22 protein-coding genes are annotated in these 24,409 nt (G+C 64.0%); 3 read left to right on the top strand and 19 right to left on the bottom strand.

Annotated elements, in window-relative coordinates; translation table 11 throughout:
- The first annotated feature begins 124 nt into the window (after positions 1 to 124).
- Positions 125 to 1,690, top strand: coding sequence for a 2-isopropylmalate synthase (locus tag C2I35_RS06585; RefSeq protein WP_103762225.1), 1,566 nt, complete (start codon positions 125 to 127; stop codon positions 1,688 to 1,690).
- 159 nt (positions 1,691 to 1,849) lie between these two features.
- Here the strand turns inward: C2I35_RS06585 and C2I35_RS06580 are convergent, their stop codons facing one another.
- Positions 1,850 to 2,872 carry a Fe(3+) ABC transporter substrate-binding protein gene (locus C2I35_RS06580; RefSeq protein WP_103762224.1) on the bottom strand — a complete coding sequence of 341 codons (1,023 nt, stop codon included), beginning with the start codon at positions 2,870 to 2,872 and terminating at the stop codon, positions 1,850 to 1,852.
- 199 nt (positions 2,873 to 3,071) lie between these two features.
- Between C2I35_RS06580 and C2I35_RS06575 the strand changes: the two genes are divergently transcribed.
- On the top strand, positions 3,072 to 4,970 hold the full coding sequence (locus tag C2I35_RS06575; protein WP_103762223.1) for an acyl-CoA synthetase: 1,899 nt from the start codon (positions 3,072 to 3,074) through the stop codon (positions 4,968 to 4,970).
- 10 nt (positions 4,971 to 4,980) lie between these two features.
- On the opposite strand, the gene C2I35_RS06570 is transcribed toward C2I35_RS06575, so the two are convergent.
- The 8 genes from C2I35_RS06570 to C2I35_RS06535 form a co-directional block, all read right to left on the bottom strand.
- Complete coding sequence (locus tag C2I35_RS06570; protein ID WP_103762222.1) at positions 4,981 to 5,655, bottom strand: nitroreductase; 675 nt, start codon at positions 5,653 to 5,655, stop codon at positions 4,981 to 4,983.
- A complete protein-coding gene (locus C2I35_RS06565) occupies positions 5,652 to 6,755 on the bottom strand; it encodes a TFIIB-type zinc finger domain-containing protein (RefSeq protein WP_103762221.1) in 1,104 nt (367 codons plus the stop codon). Before C2I35_RS06565 ends, C2I35_RS06570 begins: the two co-directional genes overlap by 4 nt.
- A gap of 4 nt (positions 6,756 to 6,759) precedes the next feature.
- The gene (locus C2I35_RS06560) at positions 6,760 to 7,146 is read right to left on the bottom strand and encodes a hypothetical protein (protein ID WP_245890423.1); all 387 of its coding nucleotides are present in this window, start codon (positions 7,144 to 7,146) and stop codon (positions 6,760 to 6,762) included.
- Positions 7,147 to 7,199: 53 nt separating this feature from the next.
- Entirely contained in the window at positions 7,200 to 8,330 is a 1,131-nt protein-coding gene (locus C2I35_RS06555; RefSeq protein WP_103762219.1) for an SPFH domain-containing protein, read from the bottom strand.
- Between the two features lie 98 nt (positions 8,331 to 8,428).
- Complete coding sequence (locus C2I35_RS06550; RefSeq protein WP_245890422.1) at positions 8,429 to 9,370, bottom strand: DUF2927 domain-containing protein; 942 nt, start codon at positions 9,368 to 9,370, stop codon at positions 8,429 to 8,431.
- 24 nt (positions 9,371 to 9,394) lie between these two features.
- Positions 9,395 to 10,591 carry a toxic anion resistance protein gene (locus tag C2I35_RS06545; protein WP_103762218.1) on the bottom strand — a complete coding sequence of 399 codons (1,197 nt, stop codon included), beginning with the start codon at positions 10,589 to 10,591 and terminating at the stop codon, positions 9,395 to 9,397.
- Positions 10,592 to 10,593: 2 nt separating this feature from the next.
- On the bottom strand, positions 10,594 to 11,511 hold the full coding sequence (locus C2I35_RS06540; protein ID WP_103762217.1) for a 5-bromo-4-chloroindolyl phosphate hydrolysis family protein: 918 nt from the start codon (positions 11,509 to 11,511) through the stop codon (positions 10,594 to 10,596).
- A gap of 5 nt (positions 11,512 to 11,516) precedes the next feature.
- Positions 11,517 to 11,732, bottom strand: a complete 216-nt coding sequence (locus C2I35_RS06535) for a hypothetical protein (RefSeq protein WP_245890421.1) — start codon at positions 11,730 to 11,732, stop codon at positions 11,517 to 11,519.
- Positions 11,733 to 12,100: 368 nt separating this feature from the next.
- Between C2I35_RS06535 and C2I35_RS06530 the strand changes: the two genes are divergently transcribed.
- Positions 12,101 to 14,065: a sensor histidine kinase gene (locus C2I35_RS06530; RefSeq protein ID WP_103762216.1), complete on the top strand. Its 1,965-nt coding sequence runs from the start codon at positions 12,101 to 12,103 to the stop codon at positions 14,063 to 14,065.
- A 31-nt stretch (positions 14,066 to 14,096) separates the two neighbouring features.
- On the opposite strand, the gene C2I35_RS06525 is transcribed toward C2I35_RS06530, so the two are convergent.
- From C2I35_RS06525 to C2I35_RS06485, 10 genes are all read right to left on the bottom strand, one after another.
- Complete coding sequence (locus C2I35_RS06525) at positions 14,097 to 15,479, bottom strand: sigma-54-dependent transcriptional regulator (protein WP_103762215.1); 1,383 nt, start codon at positions 15,477 to 15,479, stop codon at positions 14,097 to 14,099.
- Positions 15,480 to 15,482: 3 nt separating this feature from the next.
- Positions 15,483 to 15,614, bottom strand: coding sequence for a hypothetical protein (locus C2I35_RS22585; RefSeq protein WP_274592553.1), 132 nt, complete (start codon positions 15,612 to 15,614; stop codon positions 15,483 to 15,485).
- 28 nt (positions 15,615 to 15,642) lie between these two features.
- Complete coding sequence (locus C2I35_RS06520) at positions 15,643 to 16,941, bottom strand: c-type cytochrome (protein ID WP_103762214.1); 1,299 nt, start codon at positions 16,939 to 16,941, stop codon at positions 15,643 to 15,645.
- Positions 16,942 to 18,174, bottom strand: a complete 1,233-nt coding sequence (locus tag C2I35_RS06515; RefSeq protein WP_103762213.1) for a formate dehydrogenase subunit gamma — start codon at positions 18,172 to 18,174, stop codon at positions 16,942 to 16,944.
- Between the two features lie 212 nt (positions 18,175 to 18,386).
- Positions 18,387 to 18,980 carry a formate dehydrogenase FDH3 subunit beta gene (gene fdh3B / locus C2I35_RS06510; RefSeq protein WP_103762212.1) on the bottom strand — a complete coding sequence of 198 codons (594 nt, stop codon included), beginning with the start codon at positions 18,978 to 18,980 and terminating at the stop codon, positions 18,387 to 18,389.
- A 12-nt stretch (positions 18,981 to 18,992) separates the two neighbouring features.
- Complete coding sequence (locus C2I35_RS06505; RefSeq protein WP_103762211.1) at positions 18,993 to 22,097, bottom strand: formate dehydrogenase subunit alpha; 3,105 nt, start codon at positions 22,095 to 22,097, stop codon at positions 18,993 to 18,995.
- A gap of 116 nt (positions 22,098 to 22,213) precedes the next feature.
- Positions 22,214 to 22,402 (bottom strand): ubiquinol-cytochrome c reductase iron-sulfur subunit N-terminal domain-containing protein, encoded by a 189-nt coding sequence (locus C2I35_RS06500; protein ID WP_103762210.1) that lies wholly within the window; start codon positions 22,400 to 22,402, stop codon positions 22,214 to 22,216.
- 41 nt (positions 22,403 to 22,443) lie between these two features.
- Positions 22,444 to 23,082: a TorD/DmsD family molecular chaperone gene (locus C2I35_RS06495; protein ID WP_103762209.1), complete on the bottom strand. Its 639-nt coding sequence runs from the start codon at positions 23,080 to 23,082 to the stop codon at positions 22,444 to 22,446.
- Complete coding sequence (locus C2I35_RS06490) at positions 23,079 to 23,717, bottom strand: DUF3306 domain-containing protein (protein WP_103762208.1); 639 nt, start codon at positions 23,715 to 23,717, stop codon at positions 23,079 to 23,081. The genes C2I35_RS06495 and C2I35_RS06490 overlap by 4 nt, the downstream gene beginning before the upstream one ends.
- Positions 23,714 to 24,283, bottom strand: a complete 570-nt coding sequence (locus C2I35_RS06485) for a DUF3305 domain-containing protein (RefSeq protein WP_245890420.1) — start codon at positions 24,281 to 24,283, stop codon at positions 23,714 to 23,716. The genes C2I35_RS06490 and C2I35_RS06485 overlap by 4 nt, the downstream gene beginning before the upstream one ends.
- Positions 24,284 to 24,409: the final 126 nt, after the last annotated feature.

Raw genomic sequence — 24,409 nt, 5'->3', positions numbered from 1 at the left:
ACGGCGGCTTGCCTTTCCGCGCGTCTGCTCCTAAGCCGCCTCTGAGCGTGCCCTGATCCGGCGCGACCGCTCAGAGGAGTAGCCTTTCGCGCCACAGGCTTAGGACCAAAACACGAGACATGACATGACCAATTCCGAACATAACCGCGTGGTGATCTTCGACACCACCTTGCGCGACGGCGAACAATCCCCCGGCGCCACCATGACCCATGCCGAAAAGTTGGAGATCGCCGGCCTGCTGGACGAGATGGGCGTCGACATTATCGAGGCGGGCTTCCCCATCGCGTCCGAGGGCGACTTCAGGGCCGTTTCCGAGATCGCCAAGAACTCCAAGGACAGCGTGATCTGCGGGCTCGCGCGCGCCAATCTCAAGGATATCGATCGCTGCTGGGATGCGGTAAAGCACGCCGCCCAGCCGCGCATACATACCTTCATCGGCACCTCGCCCCTGCACCGCGCCATCCCGAACCTGACCAAGGACGAAATGGCCGAGCGCATCCACGAAACGGTGACGCACGCCCGCAATCTCTGCGACAACGTGCAGTGGTCCCCGATGGATGCCACGCGGACGGAATGGGATTACCTTGCCCGTGTGGTCGAGATCGCGATCAAGGCCGGGGCCACCACGATCAATATCCCCGATACCGTGGGCTACACCGCGCCGGTCGAAAGTGCCGACCTCATCCGCCGCCTGATCGCCGAGGTGCCCGGCGCCGACGACGTGGTTTTTGCCACCCACTGCCACAACGACCTCGGCATGGCCACGGCCAACTCGCTGGCCGCCGTCGAAGGCGGCGCGCGGCAAATCGAGTGCACGATCAACGGGTTGGGTGAACGCGCCGGCAACACCGCGCTGGAAGAAGTGGTGATGGCGATGAAGGTCCGCAACGACATCATCCCCTATCACACCCGCATCGACTCCACCAAGATCATGCACCTGTCGCGCCGGGTCGCCACCGTGTCGGGTTTCCAGGTGCAGCCCAACAAGGCCATCGTCGGCAAGAACGCCTTTGCCCACGAATCCGGCATCCACCAGGACGGCATGCTCAAGAACGCCGAGACGTTCGAGATCATGCGCCCCGAGGATGTTGGCCTGACCGAAACCAATATCGTCATGGGCAAGCATTCCGGCCGCGCCGCCCTGCGCTCGAAGCTCAAGAACCTTGGGATCGACTTGGCCGAGAACCAGCTTGGCGACGTTTTCGTGCGGTTCAAGGAACTGGCCGATCGCAAGAAAGAGGTGTTCGACGAGGACCTGATCGCGCTGGTCGCCGCCGGCGAGGATGCCGAGAATGACCGCCTCGTTCTGAAATCCCTGCGCGTGGTCTGCGGCACCGGCGGCCAGGCCGAGGCCGAAATGGTCATGACCATCGACGGCGAGGAGAAATCCGCGACGCAACAAGGTGACGGCCCCGTCGACGCCACCTTCAAGGCCGTGCGCGAGTTGCACCCCAATGACGCGCACCTGTCGCTCTATCAGGTCCACGCCGTGACCGAGGGCACCGATGCACAGGCGACCGTCTCCGTCCGGCTGGAGGAAGGCGGCAACATCGCCACGGGGCAGTCCGCCGACACCGACACCGTGGTCGCGAGTGCCAAGGCCTACATCAACGCCCTCAACCGTCTGCTGACCCGCCGTGCAAAACTCGGTGAGGACGAAAAGGAAGTCAGCTACAAGGACGTGAGCTGACCAAAACGCCTCGTCCGGATCAGGCCGGACGGGGCAGCCGCGCAAGGGGCTGACGCGCGGCTCTTAACCGAGCATACTCCGAAACCTCAGTGGACGTTCCAGCAAACGAAAATGGCGCCCCCGATTGGGGACGCCGCGTGACATGCCTGCTCGAATTTCTTAGTCCCAGCCGACCGCGTTGAACAGTTCCTGCGCCTTGGACGCATTCCGGCTGAACGCCGCGGTGGGCGTGGTCTCGTCCGCCTTGAATTCACCCAGGCGCTCGGTGGTCGCCGTGCCGGGCGCGTCCTCGACGGCGGGGTATTCGTGGTTGCCCGTCGCAAGGTTGGTCTGCGCGGTGTCGCTGGTGAAATATTCCATCAGCTTCACGGCGTTGTCCGGGTTCGGCGCCGTCTTCAACATGGCTGCGGTGGACAGGTTGACGTGGGTGCCGCGCCCGTCCTGGTTCGGCCAGACCCAGCCGATCTTGTCGATATCGTCGCTCAGGCCCTCGACGTCGGATTCGAAGCCGCGCACGAAGTAATAGTGGTTGCCGACCGCCACTTCACACTCGCCCGAAACAATTCCGCGCAGCTGGTCGGTGTCGCCGCCCTGCGGGTCCCGCGCCATGTTGTTGACGATGCCCTGCGCCCATTCCTTGGCCGCTTCCTCGCCGTGGGTTTCGATGATCGAGGCCATCAGCGACTGGTTGTAGATGTTCGAGGACGACCGGATGCAGATCTTGCCTTCCCACGCGGGATCGGCCAGCTCTTCGTAGGTCTGCGGCGGGTTCTCCACCTTTTCCTTGTCATAATAGATGATCCGCGCGCGCTGCGCGATCCCGTACCAAAGATTCTCGGGGTGCTCGAGGTGGTCGGGGATGCGGTCCTCGATGGTCTGCGACTCGTAGGCCGCCAGAAGGTCCAGCTCCTCGGCCCGGGCCATGCGGCCCGCATCCACGGTGATCAGCACGTCGGCGGGGCTGTTCTCGCCTTCCGCTTCCAGCCGCGCGATCAGTTCGTCCGCATCGGCCTCGATCCGGTTCACGGTGATGCCGGTTTCCTCGGTGAACGCCTCATAGAGCGCTTCGTCGGTGTCGTAGTGACGCGAGGAATACACGTTCACCTCCTGCGCGACGGCAGGCACAGCCACACCGGTCAGCGCCAGCGCGGCAACGAGAGAACGAGAGGTCAGATGAGCCATCAAGAAAAAGCCTTTCTTTTTCCGAGTGAATTTGTAAGCAATTGATGAATTTTCCGACTAAAAGAGTCAAGAGACGTTTTCGGCGACCCGGGGAGCGGCAAGAAAACGCAGCGTAAAACTTGCACGCCCCGCAATTCGTGATCATGCTGCCCTGACGGGAGAATAGGGCGCATGACGACGCGCCGCGGGAGGAGACAACATGACATTTTCCACACGTCAGGACGTGATCGGTATCCAGGACGAAATGCCGTGGGAGGCGCGCGACCTGCCCAAGACGGTGCACCAGATGCTGGCCGATACCGCGGCCGCCTTCCCGGATCGCCCCGCCGTCAGTTATCAGCTTCTGTCGGGGCCCACCGACAAGGCACAGACGCTAACCTGGTCCGAATTTCATGGGCGTGTCTGCCAGGCTGCAAACCTCTTCCGCAGCCTGAAGATTGCCGAGGATGACGTGATCGCGCTCGTCATGCCCAACTGCCTTGAGACTGCCATCGCCACGATCGGCGCAATGGTCGCGGGCATCGCCAACCCGATCAACCCGCTGCTCGAGCCCGAACAGCTCGGCGCCATCCTGCGCGAAACCGACGCCCGCGTCGTCGTGACCCTGCGGTCATTCCCGAAAACCGACGTGGCCCAGAAAATGGCCGAAGCCGTGCGCAACGCGCCCCGTGTGCACACGGTCCTTGAAGTCGACCTTGTCAGCTACCTGACGCCCCCGAAAAGCTGGATCGTCCCACTGATCCGCCCCAAGAACCCGGACAATCATCACGCCGACGTCAAGAACTTCAACGCCGAGGCGCGCAAGCACCCCAAGACGCTGTCGTTCGAGGACAAACAGGCCGACCGCGTCGCCGCCTATTTCCACACCGGCGGCACCACCGGCATGCCCAAGGTTGCCCAGCACAAGTATTCCGGGATGGTGTATAACGGCTGGCTCGGCCATCGCCTGCTGTTTGACGAGCAGGACAGCATCATGTGCCCTTTGCCGCTGTTTCACGTTTTCGCCTGCCACGTCATCCTGATGGCGATGATCAAGTCCGGCGCACATGTGGTCTTTCCCACCCCCGCCGGATATCGCGGCGACGGCGTGTTCGACAATTTCTGGAAACTGCTGGAACGCTGGGGCACGACCTTCGTGATCACCGTGCCCACCGCCACCGCCGCGCTGATGCAGCGCAAGGTGAATGCCGACATTTCCAAGGTGAAGAACGCCTTCTCCGGCTCGGCCCCCATGCCGCTGGAACTGTTCAAGCGCTTCGAATCCGCCACCGGCATGACCGTGATCGAGGGCTACGGCCTGACCGAGGCGACCTGTCTTGTGTCGTGCAACCCGCCCACGGGCGAGAAGAAGGTCGGCAGCGTCGGCGTGCCCCTGCCCTACACCGACGTCAAGATCTACAAGACCGACGGCGCCGAATGCGGCCCTGACGAGGTGGGCGAGATCTGCATCGCCAACCCGGGCGTCTTTGCTGGCAACACCTATACCGAAGCCGCCAAGAACAAGGACCTATACCATCACGAGGTCTACCTGCGCACTGGCGACCTCGGTCGGATCGACGGCGACGGCTACCTCTGGATCACCGGCCGCGCCAAGGACCTGATTATTCGCGGCGGGCACAATATCGACCCCGCCGATATCGAAGAGGCGCTTATGGCCCATGCCGAGGTCGCGGGCGCCGGTGCCATCGGCCAGCCCGACGCGCATTCAGGCGAACTGCCCTGCGCCTATGTGGAACTGGTCGACGGCGGCTCCGTCGACGCCGAGGCCCTGCGCGAGCACTGCAAGATCCACGTCCACGAACGCGCCGCCATCCCGAAATATATCGAGGTGCTGGACGAGCTGCCCAAGACCGCCGTCGGCAAGGTGTTCAAGCCCGACCTGCGCAAGCGGGCCATCACCCGGGTCTATAACGCTGCGCTCGCAGAGGCCGGCATCAACGCCGAGGTGACCGAGGTGATCGACGACAAGAAACGCGGCCTCGTGGCCCGCCTGTCGAAGACCGGCGAGGCGGACGAGGCGGCGATCTCGCATTGCCTTGGCGAATTTACCCGCCCGTGGGAGTGGGCCGACGCAAAGAGCACGGCCGACGCCGCCTGAAGGTCCGGCCTCAGCCCCTGAATGTCAGGATCGCACCGACGTCTTCGCGCTCGGTGCGGTACTGGTTGACCGGCTGCGTCTCGTCGGCATAGCCGAAGGAAATCGCGCACAGAATGGCATGGTCTTCCGGCAGGCCAAAATGTCGCCGGATCACGCCCGGATAGGCCGCGACCGCCGCCTGTGCGATGGTTCCCAGCCCTTCCGCCGTTGCCGCCAGCATGAAAGCGGTCAGGAACCCGCCCGCATCCAGCGCGCCATAGGGGCCTAAAACTTGCGGAATATGCAGGATGGCCACATGCGGCGCGTCGAACATCTCGAAATTCCGCATCGATTGCCGAGCCCGGGCCTCGCGATCCTCCCGCGCGATGCCAACCGCGTTGTAAAGCGCATAGCCACAGGTCCGCCGCCGCTTGCCCAGTTCGCCGGGATAGCTTTCTGGCCAGTCCATATCAGGCCCCGGCTTTCCCGGCTGCACCTCGCTCAGCAAGGCCTGCCGGAACGCCTCCGTCTCCGCGCCCCGCGTCACCAGGAGTTCCCAAGGCTGCGTGTTGTTCCAACTCGCGGTGTGTCGCGCCGTGTCGACGATCCGCTCGATCACCGCGTCCGCCACCGGCTCGGGCCTGAAGGCACGGCACGAATAGCGGGCCTGCACCAGCCGCTTCAGGGCGTCGCCGTCCGCACTCATTGGCTCATCGCCACGCCGTAACCCACCGCTGCCGCCACGATGACCCCGATCACCACGGCAATCGCGATCTTGATCGCCGAATAGGGCCGCTCGCCCTGCACCTTGCCGTTGCGACCGTTGACGACAAAGCGATAGGTTTCGCCCCTGTACTTGTAGGCCGCCAGCCAGACGGGCAGCAGGACGTGCTTGAAAGTCACATCGCTGACCGCCGTGTCGATCGAATGAATGCGCTGCCGATCACCACCGATGTCGAACCGAACGTCTCGCGCAATCCGGGCATCCATGATCTGCCGCGCCTGCACGAACCCGTCCTCCAGCGTCACCTGATATCCCTCCGCGCGAAACCCGGCCAGGAACTCCGGGCTGTAGGGCTGCAATTCGCCCAACTCCCAAGGCTCCAGCGCGTCGGTGTAGCGTTTCGGCAAGGTTTTCGAGGCCAGCACCAGCACATCGTCGAAGAACCGCGCCACCCGGCCCCGCACAGGCGTCCATCGGACCTTGGCCACCTGCACCTGCTCGCGCTTGCCGTCGCGCATGACCGTCTTGGTCTCGTAATAGACCGTGCCGCGCTCGCCGGTATAGCTGGACTTCGTGTCGGCATCATAGGTCCAATAGGGCACATAGATGCCCTGCATTCTGCGCCCCTTTCGCGCATAGTCCTGCAACCCGTTGGGTGCGAACCACAATCGGCCCAGCCACTCGGTCATGGCGCCCCGCGCCGCCGGCTCATCCACCCTGAACGGCAAGACGCCGCGCGGCTTGATATGCCGATGCGTGCCGGTGTCCGTGACCACTGGTGTTGAGCAGAACGGGCACTCGGCGGCATGTACCGTCGCGTCGAACTCCACCTGCGCGGCGCAGTTGGGACAGGTCACGACGCGGGTCTCCTCGATCTCCGACGCGTCCAGTTCACCCTTGATAGCCGCGCCGAAATCCAGCTCTTTCAGCGGCGCGGCCCAGGGGCCTGCCTGCTCCATCTCTGCCTCGTTGCCGCAATGATCACAGATCAGCTTGCCCGCCTGCGGATCAAACCTGAAATCGGCGCCGCACTGGTCACAGGGAAAGCGGTGTTGTTGTTCAACGGTCGGGGAATCGAGCATATGCCTACAGGTACTTGTGGAATTTGGCCGGGATGATGCGGCGCAGCGCGCCGTCCCGCAAGGCCGTGTGACGCCAAAGATGGAATATCGCGTGAAAGAGCGCCGCCGCCCCCAGCACCAGCAAGGCGGTCCGGACCTCCGGCCCCGGCAAGGGCCGCTCCACCGCTCCGGCAGCCAGCGCCATCACGGCCCAAGCCAATAGAACGTACATGCCCCGGCTCAGCCACGGATGCGCGGTGCGCAAAACACCGTCCAGCGCCGGGCCCGGCCCCTTGTTCAGCAGACCGAAGCAAAGCCAAAGCAGGCATAGCGCCCCGCCCGAGACCACAAAGGTCCAGCCTAACACGCCGAAGATCCGGTCATCGACTGACAATAAAAGGTACAAAAGCACGCCGGTCGTCCAATGCAGAATCTGCGTCGTCAGCCGCCGTGCCTTGAACGCCCTCACGCCCCGGGCGGCGGCGGCGGTAGGATGGTAAAGAGCTGCGCCAGTTCCTGCACGTCACCGGCTTTCAGCCATCCGTCCTGCCCGGCGGTCCAGACATGGCTGTCCCGAGTCAGCTTGCCGTCGCTCGCCATCCGGCCCAAAGCCGCCTTGGAATAGGGTCCGTGGGTCTGGCCGTTTTCCGCGATGTGCCAGACATGCTCGACCGGCGGCGGGGGCGGCGCGGGCGAGGCAGACGGTGACGGCTGATGAGCGCTTGGCCCCCAAGGGCCACCCTGCCCGGCCATTTGACCCGCCATCGCCATGCCCAGACCGGCCCCGATCCCGGCACCCATGCCACCCCCGGCGCCGCCGGGGTTCTTGGCCGCCGCCGTCATTGCCTCGGCCGCCGAATACTGGGTGAACTTTCCCAGATTTCCGGCCAGACCCATGGACGTGCGCTTGTCCAGCGCCTCTTCCACCGCGGGCGGCAGTGAGATGTTCTCGATATAGAATTCCGGAATGGTCAGCCCGTAGTCCGCCACCACGGCGGAAATCTCGGCGGCGACCAGCTTGCCCAGATCGGCAGTGTTGGCCGCCATGTCGAGTACCGGAATACCAGACCCCGCGATGATCCGGCTGAAGCTCTGCACGATGATGTTGCGGACCTGATAACTGATCTCGTCCATCGTGAATTCGCCATCGGTGCCCACGATCTCGGTCAGGAACTTCGCCGGGTCCGTGACGCGCGTGCTGTAGGTTCCAAAAGCGCGGATGCGGGTCGGCCCGAATTCCGGATCGCGCAGCATGATCGGGTTCTTCGTGCCCCACTTGAGATCCGTGAACCGCGTCGTGTTGACGAAATAGATCTCGGACTTGAACGGGCTCTGAAAGCCGTGATCCCAGTGCTGCAGCGTCGTCATGATCGGCATGTTGTTCGTCTCGAGCATATAGAGACCCGGCGTGAACACATCCGCCAGTTGCCCCTCGTGCACGAATACCGCCGCCTGCCCCTCGCGCACGGTCAGCTTGGCGCCGTACTTGATCTCGTGGCCGTGCCGCTCGAACCGCCAGACCATCGTGTCGCGGGTATCGTCGACCCAATGGATGACGTCGATAAATTCGCCTGAAAGAAAATCGAAAATGCCCATGGTAATCTCCGTGCGCTAGTTCCCGTCCGGCAAGCGGACATCTGCGTGTATCATAAACCCAAGTGGCGGAGGCGCCACATCTCTCGTCGTCACGCCCCTCACGACGCACCCTTCTCGAACAGCCGCCGCAGGATGGGTCGCGCCTCCTCCAGCCCCATGCCGGGCTTCAGCGCAGGATTGTAGAGCGCCTCCAGCAGCATCTCGTCATGGGTCGTCAACAGCGCGAATTCCTCGTCGTCGTTAAAGATCGAGGGCCGCGCCCGGGGGCTGTCATTGGTCAGGCCCAGACCTTGCGCAATTTCCTCGTGGATACATGCCAGCCGTTGCAGGTCGGTCAGCTCCGACCGGATATAGGCCAATGCAACGCCAAGATCGTTCTCGCTTCGAACCCCGGCGGAGATCACGAAACACTGGGTCGACCGCGGCAGGTTAGTGACGATCGCCAGGTTCGACTTGGCAATCGCCGGGATCACTTCCAGCGCGCGCGCCCTCGATTGCGCCCTGTCATCATTGCTCATGAAAAGCACGACGAAGTTGGGCGAGGCATTGCTGACCGTGATCGGATGGCCAGTGACCCGCGCAAGACGGCTGGCATAGGCGGCCACCCGGGCGCGTTCGCTGGCCTTCACATCGGCAGGCACATTACGCCCGAACTCGACCCCGATCCGCACGGGCCCGGTCCATTTCTTGATCGCCACCGGCCCGCTTTGGGACGGCAGCAAACCCTTGTCGCGCTGGTATTCCTCGAAAAACCCGATCCGAACGAAATTTCGCAGAAGATCGTTGTCGGTGAACGGCGTGTCGACACCGCCGCCATCCCGCCGCATCAGCCCCTGGATGACAAGGTCGTTCTCAAGCCGCTTGTAATACCGTGCAAGGTCCTGGCTGGCCTCCGACGGGCCGCTGGGCTGCGGCGCACGCACCATCGCGTTCGGCCGCGCCTGGGGATTGGTCGGGGGGTCCTCGGACACGACATCGTCACACCCGGCCAGCGCAAGTGCACCGGCCAGCGCAAGGACGCCGGGAAAATATCTGTACAAGTTACGCAAGCCACCACCAACCGATCATGCCGGCACCGAGCCTCCGGTATTCTCGCCCACACCATCGCGGCGCGACTTGGCCGCGGCCAGCGTGTCGCGCAGTTCCTTTTCCATAGATTGCAGATCCTGCTCGGCCTTGGCCCGGCGCGCCTTTCCTTCGTCGGCGATTTGCAGGCTTTCCTCGATCGTGCCGATCAGGTCGGCATTGGCCTGCTTGACCGCCTCGATGTCGAAGACGCCCCGCTCCATCTCTTCGCGGATCGTCTTGTTGGCGTCGCGCAGGTTCTTGGCGTTCGCGGTCAACAGCTCGTTCGTCAGGTCGTTGGCCTCGTGCACGGCCGCCGCGGCCTCGGCGCTGCGCTGGATGGTGACCGCCTGCGCCAGCTGCGTCTCCCACAGCGGCACGGTGTTGACCAGGGTGCTGTTGATCTTGGTCACAAGGCTCTTGTCATTCTCCTGCACCAGCCGGATCGACGGCAGCGACTGCATTGTCACCTGCCGCGTCAGCTTCAGGTCATGCACCCGGCGTTCCAGGTCGTCGCGCGCGGCGCGCAGGTCGCGCAATTCCTGCGCCTTCATCACCTGGTCGTCCTCGGGCGCTGCATTTACCTCGGCCTCCTTGGCCGGGATGTCGGTCTCGTCCAATTCCTTCAGCTTTTCCTCGCCCGCTGCGATGTAAAGCGCCAACTCGTCGTAGAACTGCAGCGTTTTCTCGTACAGCAGGTCGAGCGACTTGATGTCCTTCAGCAGGATATGCTCGTGCTTCAGCAGGTCATCGGTGATCTTGTCGATCTGGCTCTGAACGTCCTCGAAACGCGCGGTGAACTTGGCAAAGGGCGCGGCCCGACCGATCAGCTTTTCCCACCACGATCGCTCGCGCCGCACGTCAAGCTCGCTGACCGAAAAGCCCCGGATCGTCGTAACGATGCCGCGCAGGCTGTCGCCCGCCGGGCCCACGTCCTTGTTGCGCACGCCTTGCAGCATGGATTGCGAAATTTCCTGCAATTCCGCCTGCGCGGCCGACCCGAAAGACACGATCGAGTTGGTGTCGGCCATGTCGATCTCGTCCATCCGCTGCCGGATCTCGGCACCCACCGCAGGATCGGCTTCCGCCATGGCAACCACCGCCCCGGCTTCTTTCGGCTCGGGCAGCACCACGCGATTCACTTCTTCCACCTCCGCGAGGGCGGCCTCGGCCTTCGTGCGTACGTCTTCTGACATGATCAATGTCCTTCCTGAAATTCCTGGGTCGTGTCGTATCTGAGGCCCTCGCGCGCCAGCCGGTCGCGCAGAACCTCGATCTCGATCTCGAGATCGCTGTTGTTGTCGGCCAGAAGCGTCTTTGTCTTGGCCTCGAAATTCGCCTCCAGGTCGCCCAGCAGGTCAACGTAGTCCGCCTTCGCCTTCGGGTCGGGCGCCCGCGATTGGATATCGGCGAACTTCACCGTCGCGTCACGTGCGCCCATCAGGTAGACGCCAAGGTACCTGCGAGTCGCCGTCAGATCACGCGGATCGTCCTCGACGGTGCGCAGCATGTCGCGCACGCTGACCTGGAAACGCTCCAGCCGGGCTTCCGCCGTGCGGTCCCCGGCGCGGCGGATCGCGTCGGACATCGCGCTCAGGTAGGTCTCGGCCTGGTCGACCACCCGCGCCACGCGGTCGGTCTGCAACCTGTCGACGCCCTCCATGCCCTTGTCCTTCATCGGGTCAAGCCCGAAGGAAAAGACATGCAGCGCCGCCGTCACCACGCCGAAGATCACCGGCGCCACCAACCCCGGTTCGACCTTGTAGGCGGCCACGGCAATCCCCAGCCCTGCCAGCACCGACGAGAAGAGTTTGCGCGGGATGCCCGGCCGTCGCGCCACCTTGCGTGTATTATAGGCTGCCTCCGCCTTCAGTCCGTCGCGCAACAGCCACGCCGACAGGGCCAGCACTGCCGCGGAGACCACTCCAAGCGCCAGCCCGGTCGCGCCCGACGTCAGCGAGGTGAACAGGACCAACGCGGCAGGCACGAACATCAGGTTCGCCCGCGCGCCCGCTGGTTCGACCGTCGCGCCACGGTAGGACGACGTATCCCGCGGCTTCGCCACCTCGGAGCCACCGCCATCGGGGCTGTATTTTCCGCCGAACTTCCGTGCCATGCGCGTCACAACCCTCCCAAGAGGCCGCTGGTGACACCCAGCATCACGATGAACAGGGCCACGTAGGCGATTTTCTGCATGCTTGTTCCCTTCGTGGTGACAACGATGTCACGCCCGGCTGCGCCGGCATCACGCGCCGCGCGCGCCACAGCAGACGTCGCTACCGCGGCCAGTGCAACCGCGGCAACAATCAAGAATACCAGCATGATAAGTCGCGTCATGCCGTGCCGACTCCCGCGCCCGATGTCGCATTTCTACCCCGAAACTTAGGTTAACGCTTCGGGGGTTGCTAGGGGAAACATCGCAACCGCTTCCCGTGTTCCCGACGGTTCCACTCCTTTCGGGGTGCCTCAAAAGCTTTGTCAAAGCTTTTGGCAAATCTTTTTCGACAAAAGATTTGCGCCGCCGTCACAGCTTGGATTGCGTACGCCGCTCGGCTTTGAGCTTGCGGTTAGCATCCGACTGGAGCGACCCGAAGGAATCGATCGGCCTTATCAAAACTGTAAGCAAATGATCTGCGCTGCCGGAATGGACGCCCTTCACCCCATCGCCTAAAGTCCGGGCACAACGACAAGGGACCCGCCCCGGCATGACATCGGTCCGTCTGCGCCTTCTGATCCTGGCACTTTTGCCGCTGGTGGTCCTGCTGCCGCTGCTGTTGTGGTTTGCGGTCAGTCGCTGGGCCGCCAACTACGACAACCTTCTCATCGCCAATGTCGAAAGCGATCTGCGCATCGCCGAGCAATACCTCGACCAGATCCTCGCAACCACGGGCGGCGACGTTGCCGCCCTGGCCCGGTCGACCCGGTTCCGCGAGGCCATGGCCGGCCCCGGCTCCGGCATGGCCGGTTTTCTCGACACCGAGCGCGGGGCGCTGGGCTTGGATTTCCTTTATTACCTGCCGGAGCCCTCTGCCCAAGCCGCCGCCGAAACCTGGCCGGTCATCGCCACCGCCCTGAAAGGCGGCAGCGCGACCGAGATCGACATCCTGTCAGGCGAACGGCTTGCCGGTATAGACCCGGCCCTGGCCGCGCGCGCGCGCCTGCCCCTCATCCCGACCGAGGCCGCGGTGCCCACCGACCGCGTGGTGGAGGACCGCGGCATGGTCGTGCACACCGCGACGGACCTGCGCGCGGCTGGCGACTCGGGTGTTCTGGTCGGGGGCATCCTGCTCAACCGCAACCTCGATTTCATCGACACGATCAACGCCCTCGTCTACCAGTCCGACGATGCCGCCGATGTCGAGCGCCAGGGCACCGCAACCCTGTTTCTCGAAGACGTGCGCGTCTCGACCAACGTGCGCCTCTTCGAAGGCGAGCGTGCGCTTGGCACCCGCGTCTCGGCGGTGGTGCGCAACCGGGTGCTTGGCGAAGGTCGCACGTGGCTCGACCGCGCCTTCGTAGTTAACGATTGGTACATCTCCGGCTACCTGCCACTGACCGACAGCTTTTCGCGCCGCGTCGGTATGCTCTACGTGGGCTTTCTCGAAGCACCCTTCGTCGCGGAAAAGCGCAGCGCCTTCATCCTTGTTTTCTCGGCCTTCGTCGGTGTTCTGTTGCTGACCATCCCATTGTTCCTGCGTATGGCCGGGGGCATCTTTTCGCCGCTCGAACGTATGAACCACACCATGAAACGCGTCGAGGGCGGTCAGCTCGACGCGCGCATCGGGCCGGTGTCCTCGCGCGACGAAATCGGCCAGGTCGCGGCGCATCTCGACGAATTGCTCGACCAGGTGCAGGAACGCGACCGCGCCCTGCGCTCCTGGGCGGACGAACTGAACACGCGGGTCGAGGACCGTACAGCCGAGCTGCGCGACGCCAACGAAAAGCTGGAAACCACCTACCAGCAACTCGTGATGAGCGAGAAACTGGCCTCAATCGGCGAGATCACGGCCGGCGTCGCGCACGAGATCAACAACCCGGTCGCGGTCATCCAGGGCAATATCGACGTCATCCGCGAAACACTGGGCGACGATGCTACACCGCTGATGACAGAACTAAACCTGATCGACCGCCAGATCGCCCGGATCAACGCCATCGTCGGCAAGCTGCTGCAATTCGCCCGCCCCAGCGAGTTCAACGCCTTCTCCGAGCATGTCGATGTCGCCGCCGTACTGGACGACTGCCTTGTGCTGGTCGATCACGTCATTTCGCGTCGCAATGTCACCGTCACCACCCATCGCGCCGAAGACGCCCCTCCGGTCCGCATCAATCCCGGAGAGTTGCAGCAGGTCATCATCAACCTTGTCGTCAACGCGGTACAGGCGATGGACGGCCCAGGCGAACTGTCGCTGTCGATCCGCGCCGAGGCGCGCGACGGACGGTCCGGCACTGCGCTCGTGGTGGCCGATACCGGGCCCGGCATCGCGAACGAGCGTCTGAACACCGTGTTCGACCCGTTCTACACCACCAAGCCGGGCGAAGGCACCGGTCTTGGTCTTTCGGTCAGCCAGACCCTGATACGCCAGTCCGGCGGGCTTATCACCGTGCGCAACCGCGATGCGGGCGGCGCGGAATTCACCGTCTGGCTACCCGAGGATCCCGACGAGTCGTAACCGGCACCGCGCCCGGTCCGGTCCGGTCCGGTCAGATATCCCACGCGGCGCATTTTCGGTCCACCGTCTTGCGGCTGACACCCAGACGCCGCGCCGCCTCGGCCCGGTTGCCGTCGCAGGCGTCCAGCACGCTCATGATGTGCCGCTGCTCCACCAGCGCCAAGGTCTCAATCGCCTCCTGTCCGGTCACCGTGCCATGGCCCGCGAACTCTTCCGGGAACTGGCCAAGGATCACCGACCGCTCGACAAGGTTGCGCAGCTCGCGCACGTTGCCGGGCCACTCGTAGCGGCTCAGCTTCAGCAGGATTTCCTCGTTCAGATCCAGCGCCGGCAACGCGAGCGCGCGGGAAAACTCGCTCATGAACAGCGCGGCCAGTTCCACGATATCCTCGCTGCGGTCGGCCAGCGGCGGCATGTCCACGTTCACGACGTTGATGCGGTGATACAGGTCCGCACGGAACCGGCCCGCATCGACCTCGGCTTGCAAATCGGCGTTGGTGGCAAAGAAAAACCGCAGGTTCAGAGGGATCTCGCGCTCGGCCCCCAAGGGTCGGATCTTACGATCCTCCAGTACCCGCAACAGACCTGCCTGCACCTGTTCCGGCAGCTGCGCCACCTCGTCCAGGAACAGCGTGCCGCCATCGGCATGCAGGAACAGCCCGTCGCGGGTGCGGTCGCGTCCCTCGACGACGCCAAAGAGCTCCTCCGCGATATGGTCGGGCGACACCGCGGCACAATTGACCGCGACGAAGGGCTCGCTGGCGCGGTCCGACATGGCGTGCAGCGTCCGCGCGGCGATCTCCTTGCCCGTGCCGCTGGCCCCGGTGAACAGGACCGAGGCCGGAGTCGGCGCCAGTTTGGCCAGGACGTCGCGCACCTGCTGGATCGCCGGCGAATTGCCCAACAGACGCCCGCGCGCCGCCTGCCCGCCCTCGCTCAACTCGTGCTTCAGCAGAAAGTTCTCGCGCCGCAGGTACTTGCGGTCCAGCGCGCGGGCGACCGCGTTCAGGATCTGGTTGGCGCGAAACGGCTTCAGGACGAAATCCGCCACGCCCGTCCGCAACGCCCGTATCGCTGTGTCCAGATCGGCATAGGCCGTAATCATGATCGTGTCGGCGAACAGCCCCACGCGCCGCTGCTCTGTTAGCCAGTCCAACCCGGTCTTGCCCGGCATGACGTTGTCCAGGATCACCAGATCGAAATGCGCAAGGTCCAGGATCTCCGCCGCCTGTTCGGCCGACCGCGCCTGCTCGACCCGCTTGACCCGCGGCTCAAGGATCTTGGTCAGGAAGTTTCGCATCCCCGGCTCGTCGTCGATCACCAGAACCGAGGCGAATTGCAGGTTCTCGCCGTAATCGTCCCGCGCCTTTTCGGACGGGTCTCCGGGCGCTGGCGCGGCGGCGGGCTTCGACATGCCTTACTCGTCTCCCAGCCGCACCGACTCCCCGGAATTGCGCTCACCGGCAGAGAATCCCGCCTCGTGCAGCCCGTACCACGCGACCACGGCGATGATGGCCGTGGCGGCAAACGCGGAAAGCATCGCTTTCATTTCTCCGTTCTCCCTTTCAATGCGCAGTTCACGGCTTCGTGGCCTCGCGCAGGTAATCGATCAGGTCCTGCCGGTCCTGCTTGGCGGTGATGCGCTGCATCGGCATCTTGGATCCCGGAATATAGTGATCCGGGCCGATGTCGAAAAGCGCATCTATGGTCTCGTCGGTCCAGACGATATCAGACCCGTCCAGGATCTCCGAATAAGGGTAGTCCGGCACCTTGCCTGCCTGTCGTCCGAAGAGACCATGCAGCGACGGCCCCGCCTTGCGAGACGGCGGCGGGGTCAGCGCGTGACAAATCGAGCATTTGCGCATGAACTGCCGCTCTCCATTCGGCATCGCCTCGGGGTCGCGCAGGAAGCTGCGCTGCGTGCTGCCCGCCGGATCGAACGCGTCAAGGTCCGCCACGGGCCATCCAAAGGCCACGTCCTCGATCCCGCCCGCGTATATCATCGTGCCATCGGGCGAGAAATCCAGTGCCCAGACCGGTCCCTGCCGCATGGCGCGGAAATCCCGCACGATTTGCCAGCCCTCGGTGTCGATCATCATGATGAACCCGTGCCCGTCGCCCACGGCCAACTGCCCGCTGGCCGCGTGATAGGCCATCGAAAGGATCGGCCGCCGATCGAGCGAGAAATCCCGGATCGTCTCACCCGACATCGGGTCCACGACCCGCGTCACGCCATCGACCGCGCCGTAGGCCAGCCATTGGTCGTCCGGGTCAAGGACAAGCCGGTTCACCCCGAAGCCCGCATTCACCACCACACGTGGCGCTCCGTCCGGTTCTTCTACCTGCCACACGCGGATCGTCCCGTCTGCGGAAGCCGAATAAAGCCGTGTGCCGTCCGTGCTGAACGTCACGTCGCTGACCGACGCATTGTGGCCCTTGAGGAACCGCACCGCACCGCCGTCGCGGGACCACAGCCCGATCGAACCGTCCCAACTGGCCGTCGCAAGCGTTTCGCCATCCGGCGACAGCGCGATCTCGGCGACCTTGCCCTCGTGGCCTTCCAGCCGCGTCGCCGCGCCGTCCGGCAACGACCACAGGATCACGTCGAAATCGTCGCCGCCCGAGGCTGCCGTATGTTCATCGAGGAACCGCACCGTAATCACCGCTGCGTCATGCCCTTCCAGCCAGCGCGGCGCGCGGCCCTTCCACAGGCCCACGGAATTGTCGAAGCTGGCCGTGGCGACCTGGCCCGTCTCGGGACTCACGTCAATCCCCATGACCGGCCCGCCATGCCCTTTCAGCGTGGTAAACTCCTGCGCCGCCGCCGGCGCACCGACGGCGAGCAGGCCCGCACATGCCAGCACCAGGCTGCGCATCTATTCGGCGGGTGTCGTCGCGGTGTTGGCCGGTTTCGGCTCATCCTCGCGCTGCTTCACCTCGTCGAGCCACAGGCTGTGGTGCTCGCGCGCCCACTGTTCCTCGACCTCGCCACTGACCATCGCGTCCGAGGCGCCTTCCATCCCGACCGAGCCGATATAGATATGCGCGATCACGATGGCCATCAGCACGAAACTGACGATGGCATGCCACAATTGCGAGTATTGCATCTCTTCATGGGGCGCCAACTGCTCGGGAAGGGCGCCGAAGCCCAATGCCTGCGGCAGGCCCATGTCATTCAGGATGACGAAGGTCTTGGCAAACATCGGCAACTCGAACGGGAACAGTAGCGACAGACCCGACACTGATATCGACGCGCCGAGGATCATCACCGACCAGAAGATAAGCTTCTGGCCGGCGTTGAATTTCTTGGCCGGCGGGTGGACGCCTTTCTTGAACATGCCGCCGCCCACGGCGATCCATTTCAGGTCGGTCTTGTTCGGGATGTTATGGACGACCCAAAAGATGAAGGCCAGGATCAGGCCCAGCATGAAGGCCCAGCTGACATTGTTGTGAATCCATTTCGAGGCCACGGCGGCTGTCGCGAAGGCCTCGTGCCCGAAGGCCGGGATGATGAACTTGCGCCCCATCAGCACAAGCAGGCCAGTGATCGCCAGAAGAATAAAAGAGCCGCCCATCAGCCAATGCGCGAACCGCTCGACAAACTTGAAGCGCGTGACCGTGCGCCCCGTCTTTTCGCCGTCGATGCGGATGCGGCCCCGGATCAGGAAGAACAGCGCCAAGAGCGCGATCGTCCCCAAGAGCAGCCAGCCGCCATACTTGATCAGCGGCCCTTGACGGAAATTCAGCCACCACATGCCATTGTCCTGGATCAAAACCCGGGACGGCGCGCCTCCCGACGACACGGTCACGTCAGCGGTCCCATAGCGCAGCGCGCTCCAAACGTCGGCATCCGACGAGCCACCAAGCGCTCCAAGCTGTCCTACCATGGCACCCGCGCTGTCGGGGTCTTCGCCCGCACGTGCGCGGTCCGGCACCTCCTCGCCCCGCTGCCGGGCCAGGATATCTTCCAGCGTCTGCGCGCCGCCCGTGGCCGAACGGTCGGTCTGCGTGGCCTCGGGCGCGGTCAACTCGCCTGCCTCCTGCGCCTGCACGCCCGGAGCGGCCAGCATCGTCACGCTCAGAAGACAAATCAGCAACAGCTTGTGCATGTCTTTTCCTTTCTACCCTGCCCGGTTTCGCGGGCCTCACCTCTACGCGGTGCATTGCGAATATTCTGGGAAACGGACTTTGCGGCGTGCCGCCACACGGGTCAAAGTGCGTTTCTCAAGATACTCATCGCATTCCCTCTTCCGGGACGGGCTGAAAGAGGCGGGACACACCCGCCTCTTTCGCTTGGTCTCAAGGTGACGTCGAAAGACGATCAGCCGCCCTTCTGGTCATAGGCCGTGCCCCAGCCCCAGGCGCCCGAGCCGAAGCCACGGGAGACGACACGCTCGCGATAAATATTCGCGACCACGTCCCCGTCGCCGGCCAGCAGCGCCTTGGTCGAACACATCTCGGCGCAGATAGGCAGCTTGCCTTCCGCGATCCGGTTGCGTCCGTACTTGTTGAACTCGGCCTGGCTGTTGTTCTCTTCGGGACCGCCGGCGCAGAAGGTACATTTGTCCATCTTGCCGCGCGATCCGAAGTTGCCGGCCTGCGGGAATTGCGGCGCGCCGAACGGGCACGCGTAGAAGCAATAGCCGCAACCGATACACAGGTCCTTGGAGTGAAGGACGACGCCTTCCTCGCTCTGGTAGAAACAGTCTACCGGACAGACCGCCATGCACGGCGCATCGGAACAATGCATGCAGGCCACCGAGATCGAGCGTTCACCGGGGTTGCCATCCTCGATGGTCACCACGCGGCGCCGGTTGATGCCCCACGGCACCTCATGCTCGTTCTTACACGCGGTCACGCAGGCGTTGCACTCGATGCAGCGTTCGGCGTCACACAGGAATTTAGCTCTAGCCATTCCATCTTCTCCTTATGCTGCTGAGATCTTGCAGAGAGTCGCCTTCGTCTCCTGCATCTGGGTTACCGAGTCGTAGCCGTATGTCTGGGCGGTGTTGGTGGATTCACCCAGGACATAGGGGTCGGCGCCATCGGGATACTTGCTCCGCTGGTCCTCCCCCTGGAAGTGACCGCCAAAGTGGAACGGCATGAAGGCCACGCCTTCGCCCACCCGGTTTGTCACCATGGCCATGACCTTGACTTTGCCGCCTTCGGGCCCTTCGACCCAGACCTGCTCGCCGTCCCGCACACCAAGGTTGTTGGCGTCACGCGGATTGATTTCCACGAACATGTCCTGCTGCAGCTCGGCCAGCCACGGGTTCGACCGCGTCTCGTCGCCGCCGCCTTCGTACTCGACCAGACGACCGGATGTCAGGACAATCGGGAAGTCCTTCGAAAAGTCGTTCTTCTGGATCGAGGCGTAAAGCGTCGGCAGGCGATACGCATGCCGGTCCTCGTAGGTCGGATAGTCCTCGACCAGATCGCGCCGCGAGGTATAGAGCGGCTCGCGGTGCAACGGCACCGGGTCGGGGAAAGTCCACACGACGGCACGGGCCTTGGCGTTGCCAAAGGGCGCACAGCCATGCGCGATCGCGACCCGCTGGATACCGCCCGACAGGTCGGTCTTCCAGTTGACGGCCGAAACCTTCTCGTTGAAGTCCGACGGGAAGGGCGACATCGCCTGTTCACCGACCTCTTCGTCAGAGCCCTGCTCGCCATTGGGCTGCGACAGGTTCTGACCTTCGGCGGTGTCCTGCACCTCCTCGGTCTGCCCCCCCTCGGTCGCGTTCTGTGCTTCCTCGCCGTCGTCCTGGTTGCCCACCGAAGCGTCCTCGTCGATGCCCTCGACGCCGGCCACGCGGCCCATGACGCGCTTCTCTTCCTCGGTCAGGTCACTGTCCCAACCCAGGTCGACAAGCATCTGGTAGGTGAACTCGGGATACCCGTCCTGGATTTCCGAGCCGACGCTGTAGACGCCCTCGGCCAGCAGGTTGTCACCGTCCCGCTCCACTCCGAAACGCGCGCGGAAGGTCAGACCACCCTCGGCCACCGGCTTGGACATGTCATAGAGGTTCGGCGTACCGGGGTGCTTCATCTCCGGTGTGCCCCAGCTTGGCCACGGCAGACCGTAATAGTCGCCATCAGCGGGACCGCCAACCGCCTTCAACGTGGTGCGGTCGAACGTGTGCTGGTTCTCCATGTGCATCTTCAGCCGTTCGGGCGATTGCCCCGTGTAGCCGATGGTCCACATGCCGCGATTGATCTCGCGCAGCGTGTCCTCGATGTTCGGCGTCACGCCGTCATCTTCGATGCCGATATTGCGGAACATCCGATCGTGGAAGCCGAACTTCTGTGCGAAAAGCCCGATGATCTCGTGGTCGGTTTTCGATTCGAAGAGCGGATCGACCACCTTTTCCCGCCACTGGATCGAGCGGTTCGATGCGGTGACCGAGCCATAGGTCTCGAACTGCGTACAGGCCGGCAGCAGGTAAACACCGTCAGTCCGGTCATGCAGCACGGCCGAAACGGTCGGATACGGGTCGACCACGACCAGCATGTCCAACTGCTCCATCGCGGTCTTCATTTCCGTCATCCGGGTCTGAGAGTTCGGCGCGTGACCCCACAGGACCATGGCACGCACCTTGTTGGGGTTGTCCATGTTCTCGGGGTCTTCCAGCACGCCGTCGATCCAGCGGCTGACGGGGATGCCCGACAGGTTCTGCAGGCTCGTGTCCTTGCCGTCCTTGGTCTTGGTCGTGACGAACTGGCTGGCCAGCCACTCGGGGTCTTCACCCCAGACACGGGCCCAGTGGCCCCATGCACCAGCCGACAGGCCGTAATAGCCCGGCAACGTATGGCTCAGAACACCAAGGTCCGTCGCGCCCTGAACGTTGTCGTGCCCGCGGAAGATGTTGGTGCCGCCGCCCGACGTGCCCATGTTGCCAAGGGCCAGTTGCAGGATGCAGTAGGCGCGGGTGTTGTTATTGCCGTTGGTATGTTGCGTGCCACCCATGCACCAGATCACGGTGCCGGGGCGGTTGTTGGCCAGCGTGCGTGCAACCCGCTCAAGCTGGCTGCCGGGTGTGCCGGTCACACGTTCCACTTCCTCTGGCGTCCACTTGGACACTTCGTCCCTGATCTGGTCCATCCCCCAGACGCGGGTGCGGATGAATTCCTTGTCTTCCCACCCGTTCTCGAAGATGTGCCACAGGATACCCCATACCAGCGCCACGTCGCTGCCCGGACGGAACCGGACATATTCGTCCGCGTGGGCGGCCGTGCGCGTGAAGCGCGGGTCGCACACGATCAGCGGCGCGTTGTTCTGCTCCTTGGCCTTCAGCACGTGCAGCAGGCTGACGGGGTGTGCCTCCGCCGGGTTTCCGCCGATGATGAAGATCGCCTGGGAATTGTGGATGTCGTTGTAGCTGTTGGTCATCGCGCCATAGCCCCAGGTGTTGGCAACACCTGCAACCGTGGTCGAGTGACAGATACGGGCCTGGTGATCCACGTTGTTCGTGCCCCAGTAGGCGGCGAACTTGCGGAACAGGTAGGCCTGTTCGTTGTTATGCTTGGCAGAGCCCAGCCAGTAGACGCTGTCCGGGCCGCTTTCTTCCCGGATATTCATCATGCCGTCGCCGATCTCGTTGATCGCCTGTTCCCAGCTGATGCGCTTCCACTCGCCACCCTCTTTCTTCATCGGGTATTTCAGGCGGCGCTCGCCATGGGCGTGCTCACGCACCGAGGCGCCCTTTGCACAGTGGGCACCCAGGTTGAACGGGCTGTCCCAGCCGGGCTCCTGGCCCACCCAGACGCCGTCGCTCACCTCGGCCACGACCGTGCAGCCGACCGAGCAGTGCGTGCAAACCGATTTGACTGTCTCAACCGCCGCCGCTGCGGACGATTGCGCGTTGGCCCGGGTGACACTGCCCCCCGTTGCGCCAATCGCGGCCAGGCCACCGATGGCCAGGCCAGAACCGCGCAAGAACGCGCGGCGGTCGATGGTCTTTCCCCCGACCTCAGACAGGATACTTGTCCGCTGGGGGCGTCGCGCAACCCCGTTGGTCTTTTTCCTAAGCATGTTTCTCTCTCCTCCCGAGCGTTCCCGATTGGGATTGCTGGGTACTAAGGTTATCCACCGACAGTCGGGCGTCCCGCAACCAGTCGCCGGCAGGTCAAGTGATCACGTCCGGTTCGTCAGAACCGGGCGCTATCGAAGTATGCGCGCGTGTGCGCGGTGTCCTGCATCTTGTCCGATGACAGGTCCGGTTCCACCGCTTCGGCAGTGCCGGTGCTGGCTGCCGTTGCGACCGCGACCGCGGGCGCGCCTGCGGCGGCCATTTTCAGAAAATCGCGACGGCTGTTGCCTTGCGTTTTCTCGCTCATGAGAGTCCTCCTCTCTGGTGTTGACAGGTCGCCCTGCCGGTTCATGCGGATCCCTCCGCGCTCATCCGGAAACCTTCCGCCTCGATCTCCATGAACACCCGGCCGACAGCGCCGACCGAGGCATAGAGAACCGAGTTCTTCGCGGCCTCCAAATCCGTGAAAAAGTGACCGGCCCATGGGCCGATATGCGTGTTGAAGAACGTCTTCTGATCGCTCAGGTTGGCCGGCTTGCCGAACCGCCCGGTGATCAGCCCGCCCATCATCTCCATCAACGACGCGATGTTGTCCTCGGGCTCGTATACGTTCTGCGCCCGGGTCATGCCCCGCGCCGCCATGTCCCGCCGAAGGCTCGCCAGCGGCTTCTCGTTCAGGAACCCCGTCAGGTAGTAACTGGCATAGGGCAGAAGCTCGCCGCGCCCCAGCCCGATGAACAACGCGTTGAACTCGCGCTCCACCGCCTGCGGCTTGGTGTGCTTGGCGATGCGCGACAGCGCCGCGACCGCAACGCCGAGGTCGGTTTCGTTGTCGCCCGACAGGCTGGCCGTTTGCGCCAGCAGGGCCTCGGACGGCGGGGCCGCCAGCAACACGCCCAGGAAATCGTAAAGATCGGCGCGCAGCCGGTCCTCCTCCGCGATCTGGGCACGTGCCTCTGTGGTCATGACCGTCTCCTGCTTGCTCATGTGCTCGGCTCCGCCGTGTCATCGAAGGTGAACTGCATCCGGCGGCGCGGCGGGGCGGCCCACGCGTCCGCCTCTTCTGTGGCGGTCTCATAACTGTAGACCGGCGCGGCCTCGGCCAACTCGGGCGGGTCCGTCTCTTCGCCCTGTTCTTCGACATCCGGTTCCACTGCGCCGGTGCCGGCCTCATTCTCGGCCTCGGTCTCAGTATCGGTCAACGCGCTCAGCGCCTCGGCCTCTCGGGCCAGCTTCTGCACATGGGTCAGCATGCCCTTGCCCACCTGATAGGCGGTCTGCATGTTCTCGATCACCATCGACTTGTCGGTAAAGTCCTCGCCGTAATCCAACAGCCCGTCCAGGTTGGCCAATGCTGGGTTCGTGCCCCACAGCCGCCGCAGCGCCCAGCGGCGGATGCGGTCCGGTACCGCCTCGGCCATGAAGGCACTGAAATCATCGCCACGGTTCAGTGTGTCGGGATCGGGCAGGCCAAGCAATTCCAGCACCTCGGCATCGCTTTTCTCTTCAAGCGATGCGCGCGCCTCTGCCCGCTGCGCCTCTTCACGCGCCTCGACTGCGGCGGCATCCTCAGCCGCGACCCGCGCCTTGCGGCGCGACCAGAAATCCTCGCGTGCGCTCATTGCATTCGCCCTTTCCGCCGCAGCGTGGGCGAACGGTAGATGTCACGCTGCTGGACGATCCGCGGGTCGCCGATCCCGTCCACATGCGCATCGACCTTCACCCGGTCGCGGCGGCGTTTCTTGAATTCCTCTTCGGTGTGGTAGGCGTGCGCGAAATCACGCACCCAGGCGATCAGCCCTTCGGGCATCGGGATCTTCTCGACGATATCCTCGCCGTTATCCTCGTAATCCTGCGCCTCGTAGGGCGAGGCCGTGACCAGCACCGCCTCCAGCGGGCACTCTCCCGAGCCGGTCTTGCGGAACACCGCGTAGACCGAGGGCACCTGCGCCGACAGACCGTGCAGGTAGCTTTCGGTTTCCGCCCCGTGCAGTTCCAGCGTCATGGTCGCGGCATGATACTCGGTGACATCGCCCTCTTCGCGCAGCACGCGCCACGCGGCCGGGCCGGCCCCCGGCAGAACCGCCACGGCCCTCCACGCCCACGCGGCCCAGCGCGTCACGCCCGGCGTGCGGCGCATGACGATCCCCAAAGGCATAGTGGCGTACATGTCCGGATTATGGATCATGTGTGGCTGGTATCCTCCCGTGGTCTCATCCTGTGCCAACTGCACCGGCGCCTCAAAGAAAAAAAGCATGCAATTGTGGACGAAACGCAAATCTGGACAATTTGGGTAGCCATAGACCGAATTCGG

The sequence above is a fragment of the Roseovarius confluentis genome, from assembly GCF_002917925.1.
Lineage (GTDB): Bacteria > Pseudomonadota > Alphaproteobacteria > Rhodobacterales > Rhodobacteraceae > Roseovarius > Roseovarius confluentis.
This window is presented reverse-complemented; position numbering and strand designations above follow the sequence as displayed.